Annotated in this window: 3 protein-coding genes and 5 pseudogenes; 5 read left to right on the forward strand and 3 right to left on the reverse strand. The window is 70.5% G+C overall.

The features are described from left to right. Window positions 1-11,253: pseudogene (locus MB828_RS13470) on the forward strand (OTU domain-containing protein); the annotation flags it as partial. Window positions 11,254-11,290: 37 nt separating this feature from the next. Then, window positions 11,291-12,514 (forward strand): ricin-type beta-trefoil lectin domain protein, encoded by a 1,224-nt coding sequence (locus MB828_RS13475; protein WP_301648348.1) that lies wholly within the window; start codon window positions 11,291-11,293, stop codon window positions 12,512-12,514. 100 nt (window positions 12,515-12,614) lie between these two features. On the opposite strand, the gene MB828_RS13480 is transcribed toward MB828_RS13475, so the two are convergent. The 3 genes and pseudogenes from MB828_RS13480 to MB828_RS13490 form a co-directional block, all read right to left on the reverse strand. Beyond that, complete coding sequence (locus MB828_RS13480; protein ID WP_301648349.1) at window positions 12,615-13,052, reverse strand: ankyrin repeat domain-containing protein; 438 nt, start codon at window positions 13,050-13,052, stop codon at window positions 12,615-12,617. 39 nt (window positions 13,053-13,091) lie between these two features. Continuing rightward, window positions 13,092-13,967: pseudogene (locus MB828_RS13485) on the reverse strand (IS5 family transposase). Between the two features lie 164 nt (window positions 13,968-14,131). Next, window positions 14,132-15,290 (reverse strand): annotated as a pseudogene (locus MB828_RS13490) (IS701 family transposase). Between MB828_RS13490 and MB828_RS13495 the strand changes: the two are divergent. The 3 genes and pseudogenes from MB828_RS13495 to MB828_RS13505 form a co-directional block, all read left to right on the forward strand. Next, window positions 15,265-15,528 (forward strand): annotated as a pseudogene (locus MB828_RS13495) (hypothetical protein); the annotation flags it as partial. The pseudogenes MB828_RS13490 and MB828_RS13495 sit on opposite strands and share 26 nt — an antisense overlap. A gap of 83 nt (window positions 15,529-15,611) precedes the next feature. After that, window positions 15,612-16,340, forward strand: a pseudogene (locus MB828_RS13500) (transposase); the annotation flags it as partial. A gap of 1,015 nt (window positions 16,341-17,355) precedes the next feature. Continuing rightward, window positions 17,356-19,269, forward strand: coding sequence for a hypothetical protein (locus MB828_RS13505; RefSeq protein WP_301648350.1), 1,914 nt, complete (start codon window positions 17,356-17,358; stop codon window positions 19,267-19,269). The last annotated feature ends 7 nt before the right edge of the window (window positions 19,270-19,276 follow it).

Here is a 19,276-nt window from a genome sequence, read left to right on the forward strand (position 1 = left end):
ACCCCCGACGGCCCGGCCGCCCCCCTCCCGGCCGGCGGCCAGACCCACACCCCGCCCCCGGCCACCACCACCGGCACGCTCCCCAAGACGACCGCGCTGAAGCCGAAGAAGGCCGCGCCGCCCAAGTCCGGCACCAGCGGCGGCAAGTCGGCCAAGGGCAAGAAGCCGGCCACAGTCAAGCCCACGGGCCCGGACAAGAGCACGGCACCCACCAAGGGCAAGGGCGCCGTCAAGAGCAAGGCCCCGCTCGTGACACCGCCGTCCGGCACGACCCCGGCCGCACCCCTGTCCCCGTACGTCGCCCCCACGGGCAACGCGGTCCCGACCCCGGGCGACGGCAACTGCCTCCTCTACGCCGTCATCGGCAGCGCGCCCGCCCTGGTCCGCACCCGTCTGCTGGCGGCCGACCCGGCCCTCGACCCGGGTCTCGCCCAGTGGCTCGGCCGGCCCGACGCCGTACGGCAGACCCTCACGACGATGACGCAACATCCGCAGACCGTGACCCAGGGGTCCGGCCATCTGCGTTCCGCCCGGCGGGAGTTGCAGAACCTGGTCGTGAACCGGCTGGCGGCGGCCCGCGACGACAGCCGCCCGCTGCCCCCGCAGGTACTCGGCCAGCTCCGGGGTGTACTCGCCGACATGTTCGCGACCACGGTCGAGAACATGTCCGACACGGACGTCACCAACAACCTGACCCTGTACGGCATCCAGGGCATGACCCAGGCCGAGGATCTCGACCCGGCCGACATCCAGACCCGCTACCTGCAGGCCGTCTCGCTCGGTACCGCGCCCGCACCGACCGGCACCGCCCCGAGCAACCGGCGCATGTTCGCCTACCTCCGTGCGGTGAACGCCCTGCCCACGCTCAACACCATGACACCGGACGAACGCCGGGCCCTGCTCACCGCCGCCTACCACCGCAGCACCGCCGCACTCACCGCACGCGAGGCGGCCACCATCGACCGCGCGGTACGGAACTGGTCGAACGCCTGGGCCGACCCGGTCGGTGACACCTTCCTGCCGCTGCTCGCCGACACCCTCGGTGCCCCGATCCACGTCTTCGAGCCGGTCACCGCCACACCCACCGGCCCCCAGGGCATCGTGCTGCGCTACGGCCCGAGCACCAACACCCCCGCGCTGGAGGTCCATTACACGGGCCTCAACCACTACAGCGCGAGCGACGCGACCCAGGGCGCGGGCGGCCCGACCATCATTACGTCGAAGGCGCCCCGGGGTCCCCAGGACGCCGAGAGTGTTCAGCCGGACGGCCGTCACCGTCCCGAGCCGGTGCGTGAAGCGTCCGACGACCAGCCCGCAACGCACGTCAACAACGTGGCACCGAAGAACAGTTGGCACGGCCTGCGCCCGTATGCGCGTCCCTCCGTGCACTCCGCCGAGCGGTTCGATCCGCACGCGGACCAGTCCAGCCCGCCTCGCGCGGGGGTGCTCAGTGGTGCGACGACCCTGATCCGTACGCAGGTCCGTCGTATCCAGGCGCCGAACGGCCAGTGGATACGCGACTACACGGTGAACCTGCCGGTGAGCACGACCGACCCTGCCGTTGCCACCCGGCTCAACGCGCGCATCACCCGTCTTCTGGACACGCACCTCAACTCCGGTCTGGCACTGCCCGCGTCAGGTGACCAGCTGCACATCAGCCTGAACCTGATCAGCGACCCCGCCCATCCCGAGGTGGTGACGCTCACCGACTCCGAGGAGCCGGGCCGGGCCGATCAACTCCACCTGGACGTCAACCACTCCGACGAGGATCTGCTGCACGAGGTCCTGCACTACCTCGGCCTGCCGGACGAACAGCGCGACAACGACTTCCTTCTGCGTAACCACGCCAACAGCACCACGGTCCGCACGACGGGGCTGATGGCGACCACCCAGGGCCCGGTCCACATCCCGCAGCGCTACCTCCGCATCATCGAGGACGTCACGGCGTCCGGGCCCCAACTCCACGACCACACAGACCAGGACGAGACCACCCCGGCCGAAAACCCCGACACCACCCCCATCCCCACCGACGCTCCCCTCACCTGGCCCGCCTCCCACGCCCCGACCGCCCCGACCCCCGCCCCGGCTCAACTCCCCTCGTCCTACGTGAACACGTACGGCTCGCTCCCGGACGGGTCCGTCGGCCTGGTGTACGCGGAGCCGTTCTCGGACGAGGTGATCGAGGGGCTGCACGGGCAGGTCTACGAGGCGCTCGGGCTGGACCCCGACGATCCACCGGAGTCCGTGCGCGAGCAGGTGCGGGGTGCGCTCAACCGCGACAACCTCGGGCTCCAGTTGCCGTATCTGCGGTCGAACGGCGGTCACCGGATCACCGTGACGGTCGACGGACGCGACCACACCGTCGACGTACAGCTGACGCTGTCCGATGCCCGGGCCTCGCTGCGGCAGGGGCGGTTCGATCCGCGGGACCCGGACAAGCACGTCGAGCGGCGCGGGTTCGGCACGCGGGAGAACTTCTCCAGTCAGCCGTCCGGGACGTACCGGACGTTCCAGGTGCCGTGGACGGGGTCCTGGCCGATCGAGGCGGCGACCGCGGTGCGGGCGGTGGACGGTTCGGTGACGGCCGCCGTCACGCACAACCAGGCGAGTGACGCCACAACGGTCACACAGGCCGTGCAGACGACGTCCGCGCAGCGCTCCAACGAGCCCTCCGATCCCGTGGAGTTCACCACCCGCTGGCGGGTGCGCGTCGACGCCCCCGCCGTCACCGCGCCGACCACCGGTACCGCGCCGGCCGCCGATGGCTGGGGCACCGCGGAGTCGCACGGGCCGACCACGATCTGGTTCCCCCGGCACCTCACCACCGCCGACCCCGCGCCGGGCTCCCTGCCCGCGCCCGCCGCTCCGGCCGATCTCCCGCTCTACGGCGTCGACTCGGTGCTCGATCCGAGGGCGCTGTACGAGCACGTCCACCAGTCCTTCCACGCCGACCTCGACGAGACCGCGGCCGGGCAGGTCTCGGACTTCCTCTCCGAGCAGGTGCTGCGCGGCACACTGCCGATGCAGATCGACGGCGGTATCTACTCGCCGGTGATCACGGACGCCGACGGCAACGCTGTCGGCATGCTGCACCTGGTCACCGTGCCGAACGTCGGTACCCCGTTGCGGCAGAGCACCCCGGGCCAGATCAACCTGGAGAGCCATCTCGTCAACACCGCCAAGGTGGATCTCTCCTCGCGTTACACGAGCGGGATCGGCATCAGCGGCAGCGGTGCCGCCGCGCTCACCGGTGACCATGCGCAGGGGCATCCGAATGCGTCGAGCGTGATCGGGGGCAGCGTCGGTCTGCGCGGGCAGACGCAGGCGACCGTCACCAACACGTACAGCGCGAGCAGTTCCGCCGGCACGATGCACGCCATCCGCACCAACCGGGGCCACCTCCTCACCCCTTCGGGCACCACCTACCAGGTCACCCTGATCCGCCCCGACGGCACCGAGACGGCGGCGCCCCCGCTCACCCAGACCCGGGGCATGGACCTGCGCGTGCTCAGCCAGGCGGATGCCAACGGGCACCCGCCGACGCCCGCTGAGGTACGCGAACTCCCCGACTCCCTGGAGCGGTTGGACGGCATCGGACTGAGTGCCGCACCCCTCGACGTCACCGGCACGGACGGCCTTTTCGACGAGGCCGAGACCTGGCTGCGCCGCGAGGGCTTCCTGCCGCCGAGCCCAACGGCGCCCGCCCCCACCGGAGTTGCGGCCCGACTGAAGCAGGCGGCACGGGACCACGAACCCGAGCACCAGATCCGGCTGCACGCCCAGCTCAACAACCTCCGCCGACTGCGCGAGGCCCGCTCCCGCACCGGCCTGCGTGCCGCCACCGACGCCATGGTCGACGGCGGCCACGCCCTCCACTTCGAGGTGCCCAACAGCACCGACACCGGCGTCCGCCGCGTCCGGCTGCTCCTCACCGCCGTCCGTGACCACACCCAGGCCAGTACCCACCGCCTGGTCCTCCCGGGCATCCAGGTCATGGGCCTCGCCCAGATGGCGGGCAGCGACGCCGAGCAGCGCGGCGAGTCCTACGGCGGCGCGCTCGGGCCGATGGGCAGCGTCAGCGGGCCGCTCGGCGGCTGGGGGTCCATCGGCTTCGGGGCCGACTACCAGTACGGCCAGCAGGTCACCCATGGCGACACCGTGGGCGGCGCCACCGGACACGACCAGTTCTTCATCGCGTCCGGCCAGGACAGCCACGCCTTCACCGTGCCGGTGCGGCTGGCGCTCGACCTGTACGCGGACGACGGCGACCAGCCCAGCGAGCGTTTCGGACGGAACGTCAACCAGGCCGCTGCCCCGCCACCGGCCCCAACTGGCTCTGGAGCAAATCCTGTTGTTCCTGCGCCGCCGGTCGCGCCGACCGTCTCCGGCGCGCTGCGGCTCGCGGTGCCGGACGGCCGTACCCACGTACCCCCGGCAGTCGCCGCGCCGCCCGCCGCGCGCGTCGACGGGGCGCCGCGCCCGGCCAACGCGGTCGACCGGGCCCGGCTGGACGGGACCGACGCGTCCGGGACCCCGCGTCCGGAGCTGGTGCGGATACCGGACGACGCGCTGATCGACACCGTGCGCGGCTCCGCCGCCATCGAGTCGGCCTTCCAGCGTGCCGCCGCCGACATCCGCAACCAGGCCCAGCCGACGCCCGCCACCCCGGCCACCGGCCCGATCCTGCCCGTCACGGCACCCGCGCCGGCCGCCGCACCGCAGCGCGACGGCATCTCGCCGCTCGCCGGGCACGGGCTGACCGACAGCACGACGCGCGCCGCCGAGACCCGGCACGCGGCGATCACCCCCGGCAGCCTCGTCGCCCACGGCCACGAAGTCTTCAAGAACTCCTATGTGGTGGAGGGCCTCAGCCTGCCGGGGACGTTCGCGGACGGGCAGTACTCCCTGGAGATCCAGGCCGTCGCGCACCACCCCCGGCTGCTGGACACCACCCGGCAGTACCTGGAGACGGGCGTCTCCGCCACCGACAGCGCCCAGCAGGCCAAGTCCCTCGGAAAGTCCCACCAGTTCGGCGGCACCGGAGTCCTCACCCAGAATCCGCCCACGCAGCCGAGCGGCCCCGAGAACGCGGCCGGGCAGGGCAACACCGGCCCCGAGTCGGACGGTTCGGTCTCCACCGCCCAAAGCAAGGGCAAGCCGTTCAAGGGACTCTTCAACCCCTCGGCACGGCTCGGCTACGTCTCCCGCACGGACACCGCCGACACCCTCTCCGCCAGCACGGGCGTCAACCGCACCCCCACCGAGAGCGGCACCCTGCACCGCGTGGTCGCCGACGTCACCTACCTGGTCACGGTCAGGGCCGGCTCCCGCACCCTGCTCAACGGCGTCGGCGAGCCCGGCACCGTCGCCCCCGTCACCTTCGCCGTCGACGTCCCCGACGGCCTCCAGTTCCTCATGACACAGGGCCAACTCGCCCGCGACGCACGGTGGATGGGCTCCGTCCAGGGCCTCACCCCGGCCCCCGCGCCGACCCTGACGGCCCCCCTCCCGACGCCGTACACCCGCAACCGCGAACTCGGTCTCGGCGGTGTCCTCTCGGTCATCGAGTACGACCGTCCCGTGGCCGCCCCCGTGCCCGCGACCGGACCCGCCGCCGGGCAGGTCCCGCTGGGGCCGGTCAACCCGAGGGAGCGGCGCGGCCAGGTCCGCCGCGAACTGCTGGAGTTGGTGGAGGCGGAGGCACCCGGCGCGGTCACCCCGGGCCACGCCGGTTACCAGGCCGGTGTGCACAGCCGGATCGCGCAGCTCACCTCGACGCCCGGACTGCGCTCACTGCCGGGCCGCGGCCCGGACGGCACCCCGCGCCGCGCCACCACCCGCTTCCACTTCCGCCACCACGGCCACGGCGGCGAGCGGCTGATCGAGGTCACGCTCACGGCGGTGCCGAGGCGGACCCAGAACCTGGCCGCCATCCGGGGTTCGTCCACGCCCGGCTCCGGCCTCGAACAATGGCAGTCGCACACCGCCGCGGGCCGCACCACCACCCGCGCGTCGGTCCGGCAGAAGCAGCTCCCGGTCACCCTGACCACCCGCTACCGCCGCCCCGACCAGGGACCCGACCCGAAGCGGACGGACCGCGCGGCACCGGTGTTCACCCCGCAGTCGGCCACCAGCAGGTCCGCCCGCCGGGCGACCACCGCCGACAACCGGTTCTGGCTGCGCACCGACAACGGCGCCGACTTCGACGGTCTCCAGTACGACTACGTCCTGTCCGTGCGCTCCGCGCTGGTCGCCGACTGGCCGCCCAACGTCATCGGCGGTCTCCTCCAGAACGGGGTCATCGCCTGGTCCGACGCGGACCACGACGTACGCCGCTGGGTGGACGAACTGCTGGCCCGAGGCAACCCGCGCACCCGCACGGTCCCCGTCCGGCTGAGTCTGCGGTTCACCGGCACCGAGACCAACGCGCCGACGCGGCCCGCGACGGTCACCGCCCCGTCGGTCGTCTCCGGCGCCGACCCGCGCAACACCGTGCTGCCCGGCCCCGCCCCCACGCCGTACCTCGCCGACGCGCAGATGTTCCACCCGGTCGGGCCCACCCCGGCGTTCTTCTTCGACGGCTGGGCGCACCTGGAGACCGCCCTCGACGCGGTGGCGCCACGCGGCGGGCGCGGCTGGCACGCGCAGATCACCTCCGTGTCGGTGGAGGGACAGGCCGTCCGGCTCGGCCAGTTGATCCAGGCCGGCCGTGTCTCCCTCGACCGCCCCAGGCTCGCCGCCGACCTCACCCGCAAGCTGCCCGGCACCACCCCCTTCGAGGGAGCACCGGCCCAGCCCCCCACCATCGCGGTCACGCTCTACAACCCGCGCCGCTCCACCCACGCCGACGACGTCACCCTCGACCAGCTCCACAACACGACCGACACGGTGAGCACCGCCGCCGGCGCCGACCACTCCTTCTCCACCGCGTTCACGGAACTCCTCAGCGGCGACGACGACAACCGCCAGCTCGCCGGGGTCAGCGTCCCGCTCGCGCAGCGGCAGACGCAGCCCTCCACCTTCGGCGGCACCACCACCGGCAGCCGCCGCGACTGGCTCAAGTCCGGCAGCACCTCCGCACCCGCCAACGGGGCGCGCGGGACACGGAGTTACGTCGTGGACGCCGATGTCCACCTCCTGGTCGAGGGACCGCAGGGCACCCGTCACGTCACCGGCACGGTCACCCTCCGCGTGGAGGAACGCGACCTCCTCGGGCACGGCCTGATCACGCCGGCCGAGGCCCCGCCGAACATCCACGACCTGCCCGCGCTCGTCCCCGACTGGGCCACCGCGGAACCGCACACGCTGCCCGAACGCCTCAACTCCGCGATCCCCGCGGGCAGTCACGGCGTCCAGGTCTGGGCGGCCCTCGGCGCCGACCCGCACGGCGAGCACCTGGGCCGGGCCCTCTACGCCGCGTCCCGCACGGCCGTGCTGGGCAACCGCCCGCTGGAACTGATGACCCGCGACCCGCAGGGCATCCGCCGCTGGGAGTTCGCCCCCGACGGCGCCCTCGTCACCTCGGACCCCGACCTCACCACCGCGTGGACCGCCTTCCACACTGAGGCCGTACGGCTGCACGACGCCACCGACACCCTCGCGGACACCCCGCAGCGGCTGAACCGCCTCACCGCCTCCCTCCAGCACCGCAACCGGGCGCACACGGACGCCGTCGACGCCCACGCGCGGGCCCATCGCGCGGTCGCCGCCGCGGTCACCGCCCACCGCGGCGCCGTGCTCGACGCCGCCGCCTCCGCCAAGGCGGCGACCGAGGCCGCGGCCCTGGTCGAACGGCTGAAGCGGGACTACGCCGACGCCCAGCGGACCGTCACCACCCTGCCGCCGCGGATCGCGCAGCACGAACGGGACGAGACCCGAGCCCGCAGCGAACGCCGGACGGCCCTGGCCCGGCTCACCCAGACCGAGAACACCGTGCGCGCCGAACGCGCCGCCGCACGCGCGGCAGCCCAACAGGGCGCACAGGGTGGGCAGTCGACGGCCGCACCGACCCCGCAGGCCCCCGTCACACCCAACGCGGCGCGCACCAAGGACCCCGCGGCCGACGTCGCCGACGACCCCCGCGTGCAGACCGTGGTCGACGAGATCACCGCGCTCGACGACACGATCCAGCGCGCCACCACCCAACTCGTCGCCGACAGGACAAGGTTGACCCGCGCCCAGCACATCGTCAGCATCGCCCCCGAGCGCATCGGCCAGGCGGAGGAGCGGCGCGAGGAAGCCGCGGAGGAGGCGAACGAGGACGCGCGCGCCGTCGTCCGCCGGGCCGAGAACGTCCGGATCGCCAGGTTCCGCGAAGCCCGCGCCCAGCGCCGCATACCCCGCGCCCAGGCCAGGATCGCCCGCCGCAACGGCCAGCTCGCCACCGCCGTCACTGCCCAACTCCAAGCCGCCACAGACCAGGTGGCGGCCACCGCAGCACTGCCCGGCGTGTCCGCCGACGTCCAGGACAACGCGCCGACCCCGGAACAGTCCCCGCGCACCACCTTCGCCACCACCCCGCCCCGCTGGCCCGACCCCGACGGCCGCCCCACCCCCCTCCCGGCCGCGGGCCAGACCCACACGCCGCCCCCGGCCACCACGACGACGGTGCCGAACCCCACCACGACGACCACGCACACGCCGCCGAAGAAGACCACGCTGTCCAAGCCCGACAAGGACAAGGGCAAGGACAAGGGCAAGCAGCCGGCCAACGGCAAGAGCGCCGGCACGAGCAAGACGAAGACCACGGGCACCGACAAGACCAAGACGAAGACCACAGGCACCGACAAGACCAAGACGAAGACCACAGGCACCGACAAGACCAAGACGAAGACCGGACCCGCGCCCAAACCCGGCACGACCACGACCACGACCACGGCCACCACCCAGAACCCGGCAGCGGGCACCACCGCCACCCCGCCCGCCCCGCTGTCCCCCTACGTCGCCCCCACGGGCAACGCCGTCCAGACCCCCGGCGACGGCAACTGCCTCCTGTACGCCGTCATCGGCAGCGCTCCCGGCCATGTCGCCACCCGGCTGCGCCAGGCTGACCCGACCTTCGACGCGGGCACCGACGCCTGGCTCGGGCAGCCCCACCTCGTCCGGCAGGCCCTCACCACCCTCGCGCAGCACCCGCAGACCATCAACCAGGGAACCGCCCACCTCCGGGCCACCCGCCGCGGCCTGCAGAACCTGGTGCTGGCCCGCCTCACTGCCGCACGCAACAACACCCACCCGCTCCCGCCCCAGGTACTGGGCCAGCTCCGAGGCGTCCTCGTCGGCCGGTTCGCGACGGCCGTCCAGAACATGAACAACGCCACCGTCGACACCCAACTCGCCCTCTACGGCATCCAGGGCCCGACCCGCGCCGAGCAGATGGACCCGGCCGACCTCCAGGCCCGCTACCTACTGGCCGTCTCGGCGCCGGGCGCGCCACCCGCACCGGCCGGCACCCCGCCGAGCAACGCACGGATGTTCGCGTACCTCCGCGCGTTGAACGCGCTGCCGACGGTCGCCACCATGACACCGGACGAGCGCCGGGCCCTGCTGGTCGCCGGCTACCACGAGAGCACCGCCCCGATCACCGCGCCCGAGGCGGCCGTACTCGACCATGCGGTGCGCAACTGGTCGACCCAGTGGGCGAACCGCGTCGGCGACGCCTTCCTGCCGCTGCTCGCCGACACCCTCGGCGCGCCCATCCACGTCTTCCAGCCGATGCCCGCCGCACTCGCCGGCACCACCGCGACCGGCGGCCCCCGAGGCATCGTCCTGCCGTACGGGCCGAGCACCAGCGTCCCCGCGCTGGAGGTCCATTACACGGGCCTCAACCACTACAGCGCGAGCAACGTGAACGCCGTGGCCGCCCCGCCGACCATCACCACGTCGAAGGCACCCCGGGCCCCCGGGGACGCCGAGAGTGTTCAGCCGGATGGCCGTCACCGTCCCGAGCCGGTGCGTGACGTGTCCGACGACCAGCCCGCAACGCACGTCAACAACCCGGTATCGAAGGACAGTTGGCACGGTTTGCGCCCGTATGCGCGTCCCGCCGTGCACTCCGCCGAGCGGTTCGATCCGCACGCGGATCAGTCCAATCCGCCCCGCCCGGGCACCCTCAGCGGTGCGACCACCCTCATCCGCACCCAGGTCCGTCGTATCCAGGCGCCCAACGGCCAGTGGATACGCGACTACACGGTCAACCTGCCGGTCACGGCCAATGACCCCGCCCGCGCGCAGCAGTTGAACGACCGGATCACCCGTCTTCTGGACACGCACCTCAACTCCGGTCTGGCACTGCCCGCGTCAGGTGACCAGCTGCACATCAACCTGAACCTGATCAGCAACCCCGCCCATCCCGAGGCGGTGACGCTCACCGACTCCCGGGAGCCGGGCCGGGCCGACCAACTCCACCTGGACGTCAACCACTCCGACGAGGATCTGCTGCACGAGGTCCTGCACTACCTCGGCCTGCCGGACGAGCAACGCGACAACGACTTCCTTCTGCGTAACCACGCCAACAGCACCACGGTCCGCACGACCGGGCTGATGGCGACCACCCAGGGCCCGGTCCACATCCCGCAGCGCTACCTCCGCATCATCGAGGACGTCACGGCGTCCGGGCCCCAACTCCACGACCACACAGGCCAGGACCAGAGCACCATCCCGGCCCAGAACCCCGACACCACCCCCATCCCCACCGACACCGATCTCATCTGGCCCGCCTCCCACGCCCCGGCGCCGGAACAAGGACCCGAGACGTTCGCCCACGCACTGGCCCGTCTCCTCTCGGCTCCCGGTACCATCGACCCCGCCCCCACCCCCGTCTGGACCCGTGCCCAAGACCCCCACACCGCCCTCCTCGCCTGGGCCCGGGCCGACGTGGCGGCTCACGGCGCCCCGGACGGCGCCCCGCTCCCGACCCAGGAGACCCCGGTGCCGACCGACGTACTGGCCGAAATCGGCGCGCTCACGGAGGAGTTGCGCGCCCAGGCGATTTTGCAGAGCGGCACGGTGACCGTCCGCGAGGCCGGTCTCGACGACACCGCGCGCCTCGCCCTGGTGCTGGCCCGCCCGGACGGCGCCGCCTACGCGGCCACCCTCGCGGCCCTGGTCGCACGGGACACCGGGCGGCCGGTCGTGCTGCTCGGCCCCGGTGAACTCACCCAGCGCTTCGGCCCGGCCGAGGGCGCCCCGCTGACCTTGTATTTTGACGACAACCGGTTCACGGTCAACCCGCCCGCGCCGGACAACGACTGACCGGTCGTCACCCGATCCCCTTTCTGGAAGGACCAGCATGTCCGGCAAGAACAGCCCGCAGCACCAGGCAGCGACGGGCGGGGCGGAGCCCACTCCGGCCCCGGACACCACCGCGAGCGGCGCCCCCGAGTCCGGCAGCGAACTCCCACCCACGAGCGGCGAGTCGGAGAGCGGCCGCACTGCTGCCACCGGCGCTCCGGAGACCGCGGCGAAGGCGGAGGCGGCGCCGACACCTCCCGTGCGGCCCGCCGCAGCGGCGCAACTCCCGGGAGCGGAAGCCGCCGTAGGCACTGATGCGGGAACCGATGTCGGCACCGGCGCAGCCGGCGACGGGGGCGCCACCCCTGAAGCCGGCCCCGACGCCCAGGCTCACGCCGACCCTGCCCCCGCCCCTGCTCCCGAAGCCCTCGCCGGAGCCGGTTTGGGAACCGGTGAGGACACCGCCACCGCCGCCCCCGCCTTCGGCCGTCCCTCACGGGGTCTCCTCGCCGGTGCCGCGATAGCCGGCGCACTCCTGATCGGGGTGCCGTTCCTGGTGTCGGGGCTGCTCGGCAAGTCGAGCTCGGACAGCAAGCCGTCCGACCAAGTGGCCGACGCCGGAACGGTGTTGAACGGGGCGACGACGGACAGTGGCGCGGGCGCCTACGGTTCGGCGAGCCCTGACCCGACCACCCCGAAGGCGACCCCCTCGCACCCGTCCGGCGGCAAGAACAAGGTGAAGAGCGGCGCGGGAGCGGCGGCGGCCGGTGCGGGCTCCGGTGCCGGGGTGGTCGCGGGCAGTTCCGCCGAGGCCCCCAAGAAGGCGTCCTCCGGGAAGAGTTCGACGAAGAAGTCCACCACGCCCAAGGTCACTGCCACCAAGACGGTGATCAGCGCCCCCGGCACCACCATCTACAGCCACGCCTCCAACAAGTGCATCGAGATGGTGGGTCACAAGGGCGCCGACGGCTCGCCGCTGCAGATCAACAGCTGCACCGGCGCGAACTGGCAGAAGTGGGACTTCCGTTCGGACGGCACGATCCGCTCGATGGGCCTGTGCATGGACGTCGCCTGGGGCTCGTCGGCGAACGGTGCGGTGATCCAGATCGCGGTGTGCAGCGGCAACCCGGCCCAGCAGTTCCGTCTCAACTCCAGCAACGACCTGGTCAATCCGCAGTCCAACAAGTGCGTGGACGTCAAGGACCAGAAGACAGGCAACGGTACCCGGATCCAGCTCTGGGACTGCAACGGGCAGGACAACCAGAAGTGGAGCACCCGCTGACCACGGCGGTGCCGCCGCACCCGCCGACCACGGCGGCACGCGGGACCACCGCGACGGGGCCTAGGGCCTGTTACGAAAGCGAGCGCTGAGGTAGTACTGGCTAGGAAGCTGTGTGCGCTGTTGGTTGCGCCCCCGCTGCCTGGAGGATCCCGGCAGTGTTGGGGTGAGGTCCGTTGTTCGTCCAGTCCAGCGGGGATTTGCCTGTGCCGTGGTCTTCGCGAAGGTTGGGATCGGCACCATGCGCCAACAACTGTCGGATCGTTTCGGTGTGCCCCCAGCAGGCGGCTGCGCACAGCGGTGTGCCCTCCGAGCCGGGGCCGCTACTTTCGGTGTCGGGAGAAGCTCCGGCTTCCATGAGCAAACGAGCTATCTCGGCCTCGCCCTGTACTGAAGCCAGGTACAGCGGAGTAGCGCCGTCTCTGTTCGGTCTCTCCGGACTTGCTCCACTGCGCAACAGAGCCTTCGTGCGCATGGCGTCGCCTGCCAGCACTGCTTCGAAGAGGTGGTGGGAGAGCTTCTTCTGCTTGCGCTGCTTCATAGCCGGTGAAGCTATCGATCACGAGTACGCCGGAGCTACTCATATCCATTCGTTGATCGCCGCGACCAGCACAGTAGCTTCGTAGCGGACGGGGAGCTTGTCGTACCGGGTGGCGACGGCGCGATGTCTCTTGAGACGGTTGATCCCGCACTCGACCGCGTGGCGCTCGCGGTAGTCGGCTGGGTCGAAGTACGGAGGCCGGCCGCCGCGGGAGCCACGATTCTGGCGGCTGCGCGCTTGGTCGGCCTTGTTGGGGATGGTGCAGCGGATCCCGCGGCGGCGTAGGTAGGCGCGGTTTCTGCGGGAGGCGTACGCCTTGTCGGCCCGCACCCGATCAGGACGGACGCGCGGTCGGCCCGGCCCGATGCGGGGCACGCGGACCTTCTCCAGCACGGGTTCGAACTGCGGCGAGTCCCCGCGCTGGCCTGCCGTCACCACGATCGACATGGGTTTCTGACCTTGTTCGACGGCCAGGTGTAGCTTGGTGGTGAATCGGCCGCGCGACCGTCCCAGTCCGTGATCATGGGGTTCGGTGAAGATGCCGCCCGGTGGTTCCTTCTGCAGGTCGCCCTACTTGTGGGCCCCGGCCGCGTGCTGATGGGCGCGACAGACCGTGGAGTCGGCACTCAGGTCCCAGACGATCGCGCCCTTCGCGTCGGCCAGGGACTGGAGCCGGGTGAGGATCCGCTGCCAGGTGCCGTTCCACTGCCACCGGCGGAACAGGTCGTAGACCCGGTTCCACGGCCCGTATTCGACGGGGATGTCCCGCCACGGAACTCCGGTCCGGACCCGGAACCGTATGCCGTCGATCAGATGCCGCCGAGACCAGACGGGCGGCCGTCCCGCCCTGACACCCTTCGGCAACAGCGGCTCCAGCGCTGCCCACTGCTCGTCCGTGAGATCTCCCCGACCCATGAACCGTGATCATTCACAACCCAAGATCCACTTTCGGTACACGGCCTAGTAGTGCTTCGTTAGGTTCTGGGCTGTCTGCTGATGCCCCGAGGGCTGGGCAGGGGGCGTCCGCAGGTGGTGCAGGTACCGGTCCAGCACCTCAGCATCGAGGACCTGGTAGAGGGTCAGGCCGGTGTGCGGACTTTTGGGTCGAGCCGCCTGAAGGTGAGGAAGGCCTGTGCGGCGGTGACGAGGGTGACGTGGTGGTGCCAGCCGCGCCAGGTTCGGCCTTCGAAGTGGTTGAGTCCCAGGCCGTGTTTGAGGTCGCGGTAGTCGTGTTCGATCCGCCAGCGCATCTTGGCCCATCGCACCAGGTCAGCGGCCTGTGTGGTGGCGGGCAGGTTCGATATCCAGTACTCCGTCGGAGTGTCCTGGCCGTCCGGCCATTCGACGAGGAGTGTCTGGACGGGCGAGACGCCGTCCCACCGGTTGCGCCCGCCGCCCGCCTGCTGAGCTGCGGCCAGGGACTGCTTGCCCGCGGGCCGCACTGTCAGCACCGCGAACCGCGAGGTCATCGCGCCTTTGCTGCCCTGCCTCCAGGTCACCTCGGTGAACCGCTCCGCACCCGCCTCCGCTGCGAGGACACAGACGGCTCGCGGTGGTGCGCGGTAGCGGGGAAGGGCGGGTAGTCCGAGCCCGCCATGAGCAGGCTGGTGCGGCTCGACATCCTCCGGGTGGGCGACTTCGTTCCCGTTCAGGGCGAGGACATAGGACAGCCCTCGCTCCTGGAGACCGAGCCGGAAGGGGGGTGCTGACGCCGTAGCCGGCGTCGGCGACCACCACCGGCGCCTTCAGCTGCCACTCGGTGAGTGTGTCCAGCAGGCCGAGCCCGAGACGCCACTTCTCCTGGTGCACCACGTCGTCGGGGACTCCTGCCCCGCGGCATCGGTCCCGCTCGTCCGTCCACTCACGCGGCAGATACAACTGCCACTCCAACGGGCACGAGGCAGTCTCGGTGGCGGCATGGACACTGACCGCTACCTGGCAGTTCGCCCGTTTGCCGACCGCTCCGCAGTACTGGCGGGCCACCCCGACCGACGCCTTGCCGCACTTGGGGAACGACACGTCGTCGATCACCCACGCCTCGGGCCTGACCACTGCGGACAGCCGCTCGGCGATCCGCTGCCGGACCGGCAGCCGCTCGGCCATCGGCTGGACCGACTTGCGCCGGCCGTCGAGCATCAGGCCCCGCAGATAGCACTCGCCCCACCGCCGCTGATCCCGCCGCGGTAACGACCCGAACGCATCGGCAACGAACCCACCCCGGCTGCTCGAGCAGCCGATCTTCTACCCGGTCCTCAACGAGGACTACGCGGTCAGGATCGCGCGGGACTGGAACGTGAAGCACGATGGCGCCGGCTTCGTCACTCGTTTTGAGGTCGAGTCGGAGTTCTTGAGTCGGTATCCCATCCAGCAGGCCGGTGGGCAGACAATCCTCGAGTTCTGGGTTCCGGCCGAGGAGCTGGACGACTTCAACGCCCACATCATCGGCGAGATCCAGGTGGTCCACGAGTTCCACTGAGGTGGGGAGGCCTGCTGGCGGGGCACGCTGCGGTGCGATGATCCCGGCGTGGCTGGTGTGGCACGGTCTCGGAGCCGTCCCGGATAACCCTGTTCACCGGGCTGAGCCCGCGTGCCTTCGGGAAGCTGGTGACCATGCTGCGGCGCGAAGGCGCGGACGCGGTCCGCAAAGGTCGGCCATGGGGCCTGCCCCTGGAGGACCGGGCATTGCTGGTCGCGGCGTACCGGCGCACAAACCTGACAATGCGTCAGCTCGCTCCGCTCTTCGGGGTGTCCAAGTCGGCAGCAGACCGCATCATCGACCACCTCGGACCGCTGCTCGCGCTCCAGCCCCGCAAGCGGTTTGCCAAGGATGCCGTGCTCATCGTGGACGGCACCCTGGTGCCTACTCGCGATCACACCATCGCCGAGCAGTCGAAGAACTGCCGATACTCCACCAACCACCAGGTCGTCACAGACGCCGACACCCGACTCGTCGTCGTGGTCGGCCAACCGCTGCCCGGGAACCGTAACGACTGCAAGGCGTGGGAGGAATCCGGCGCCAAAGCCGCCGTCGGCAGGACACTCACGATCGCCGACGGCGGCTATCCGGGCACGGGACTCGTCATGCCCCATCGTCGGCGCGAGGGCGAAGACCTGCCCGACTGGAAGAAGGCGCACAACAAGTCCCGCAAACGGGTCCGCGCCCGTGTCGAGCACGTCTTCGCCCGAATGAAGACCTGGAAGATCCTCCGAAACTGCCGCCTCAAAGGCGACGGGGTCCACCACGCCATGCTCGGCATCGCCCGCATGCACAACCTCGCCCTCGCCGGACAGGCGAGCGGATCGCACCGCGACCGACCCCACTCCCGGCGACTCAAAGATCATTTACGGGACAGCCTTTCGATGCGGCCCAGATGGCTGCTGGCGGTATGCAGCACGCCGTTGACGGTGTTGCGCCGCTCAATCAATCGTGCACGGGAGAATGCGCCGGTCCCCTGGGGGCATCGAGTGCGATCAGCTTATTGGTTCCCGCTGAAGTGTGAGTGCAGTGTTAGTGCTTTCTCGCCCTCAAGTGGAAGGAGGACAAGTACTCCTGCCCCTGGAGATTTTTCATCTCAGGTCCACCTTCTCGGTACGGAGACCGTCGGCTTTCTAATTTCCTCCTCTGGCATTTTGCGACTTCTTTTCCTTATGTGACTACTTGGGCGGGCTACGGCAAGTCGTTGCCCATGTCGGAATCCTGCTCGGCCTGCACAGTCCAACTCACGCTCCGTGCCCAAGCTTTGGGCAGGTCGAGACGCTCGTCCCGGGAAGGAAGTCCGCAATGATCCCGTGGTCGTGGCGACAGGGGCGGCCAACTTTCGCGGTCGGCAAAGCAGGAAGATGCCTCAGCCGACTTGACGAACCCTTGGATTCCACCGCCGTATCTTATGAGTCATTTCAGGCCCTTCTCAGGCGACCGTCGGCCTCTTTCAGGCCTGGGCGCTCCGACCTCTGTTGCGTGATGGCGGCCGCCATCACGTCCTATGTGGAATGGGACAGGGGGTTGCGCGGCGCCCTCTTGTGACCGGAATCAGTTACGGGCTTTCAAACCGTGTTTTCGATCATATTGCTTTGAACGTGGGCGTGATGGGGTTCCGGACTGTTGTGTACAAGTCACGTACTCGCAAGGGGGATTGAGCAAGTGAGACTCTTACGCGCGTCCGCGTGGCGGCGTACTGCTGCCGGTGCCGTACTGGCGCTGCTGACAGGGGTGGGCACCGCCACCGCGGCGCCCACTGCGCCTGCGCCCGGCCTGGGGGCATCGCCCGCGGCAGTGGCAGCAGCCGGGCCGCAGGATGTGTCGGTGATCGCCGCTGGGGGTGAGCGCCCGGTGTCGGGCAGGACACCGTCGGCCGGACCCAAGTTCTCCAAGTCGGGCACCGTCTGGCGGGTCGTCACTCCGGAAGTGGTGCTGCGCAACACGGTGACCGACGCGGACGGTGACACCGCGAACCTGACGTTCCAGGTGTACACCACGAACGCGGACGGCACCCCCAAGGCGCAGGTCGACCTCGACGGATCGGGTGAATTCGGGGTACTGGTGTCGCCGTACGTGGCGTCGGGCGGCACCGCGAAGGTCACGGTGCCGTACGGCATCCTGAAGCCCGGTGTGCTGTACAAGTTCCGTACCTCCGCCTATGACGGCAGCCTGTACGAGACGAGTTGGTCGCCCTGGGCCGACTTCAGGATCGAGCCGTACGTGAAGTTCCCTGTGGCCCAGACGACATCGATGATCGACCCGACGGCGCAGGAGATCGACGAGTTCACCCGGTCGAATCCGGGGCCGGCCCTGCCGACCTTCGACGCGAACGGTGCGGTGAAGCGAGAGGCGACGCAGAAACGTACCTGTGGAAAGCCGGACGCCGAGGGCCGCAAGCTCTGTATGGAGCTGTCCCCGCCTACCGCGCAGTCCAAGGCCCGTGCCGACAAGCGTGCCGAGGCGCTGCGCAAGGCGGAGGAGACCAGCGAACGCAGAGCCGGCAAGTCCTCTGTGGCCGCCGCAGCGACCGTCGCACCTGCGGTGGAACTGGTCGACTGGTGCTACGACAAACCCGCCGGAAAGGACTACATGACCCGCACCGATGCGTGCCTGAAGAGCATCGGGTCGGGAAGGCTGGTGTTCGTCGATACGGACGAGGTGGAGATCGGCTTCGCCACCTTCGACTTCGAGCAGCGGATCAAGGCGTACCCGAACAAGGGCGCATCCGGCTCGGACTTCGCGGAGTTCGACCAGCAGATCGTCATCGTGCCGGTCTCCATCGACCAGGCCCTGCAGGGCGTGACGATGAAGTGGAACGCGCAGTCGACGTGCTCGTCGTGTGTGACCTCGAAGATCCGCTGGGCCGACAACCAGAACAACAACGCCGGCGACACGGCCCATTGGAACGCCGACGACGCGACCCAGTTCAGCGGCCGGTGGGGGACCATCCAGACCACATGGTCCGGCACCGGGAAGGAGACCATCGACCTGGGCTGGTCGGTGACGGCGACCGTGGACGCCAGTGCCACGGCGATCGCCACGGCGAACTTCGGTTCCTCCGGGACGGAGGCGATGAGAGAACTGGCCCCGCGCTGCGATGACATACTCAAACCGTCGGCACCGGGCTGCGTACTGCCCTTCTTCAAGTTGGACTGGACGGTGGACACCAACCTCTACCCGGCCGCCGGCGCGTACTACTGGTACATGCAGCAGGTGATGCCCGATCATGCCGGCTCCAGGCGGTGGGACTCACTGATGCACTACCTGGGTCCGGACACCACGGTGAAGAACAGCGCGGGCGGCACATGGACGTCGGACAACAGCCGAACCCGCGTGTGCGACAGCACCTGGAGTGTGCACAAGTCCGACACGTCGGTGGGGTCGGTCGACTGCGATGAGTTCGCGATGGCCTCGACGCACGAGTCCGGCGGCTTCCCCAACAGCGTGAACCTGGTGACGTCGGGCAGCAAGTGCGCCCAGTTGTTCACCGACAAAATGGGCGACGGCTCGGCGAACTTCGGCATCCTCGCGGACACCCGCACGGCCACGAACGGGCCGGCCGGTACGGAGCGGTGCGGACGTGCAGCCATCCCGAGCGTGCAGAATCAGCGGGCGTTCACCGGGTTCCCCGCTCCCTCGTGGCGGATGCTGGACGGTGACGGTTTCTTCGTGACGCTTCCCGGCTTCGAGCACTGCACGTCGGTTGCCACCACCTGCACATGGAGCAAGATCAGCTGACGCAGCA

This window comes from Streptomyces arenae (assembly GCF_022343545.1).
Lineage (GTDB): Bacteria > Actinomycetota > Actinomycetes > Streptomycetales > Streptomycetaceae > Streptomyces > Streptomyces humi.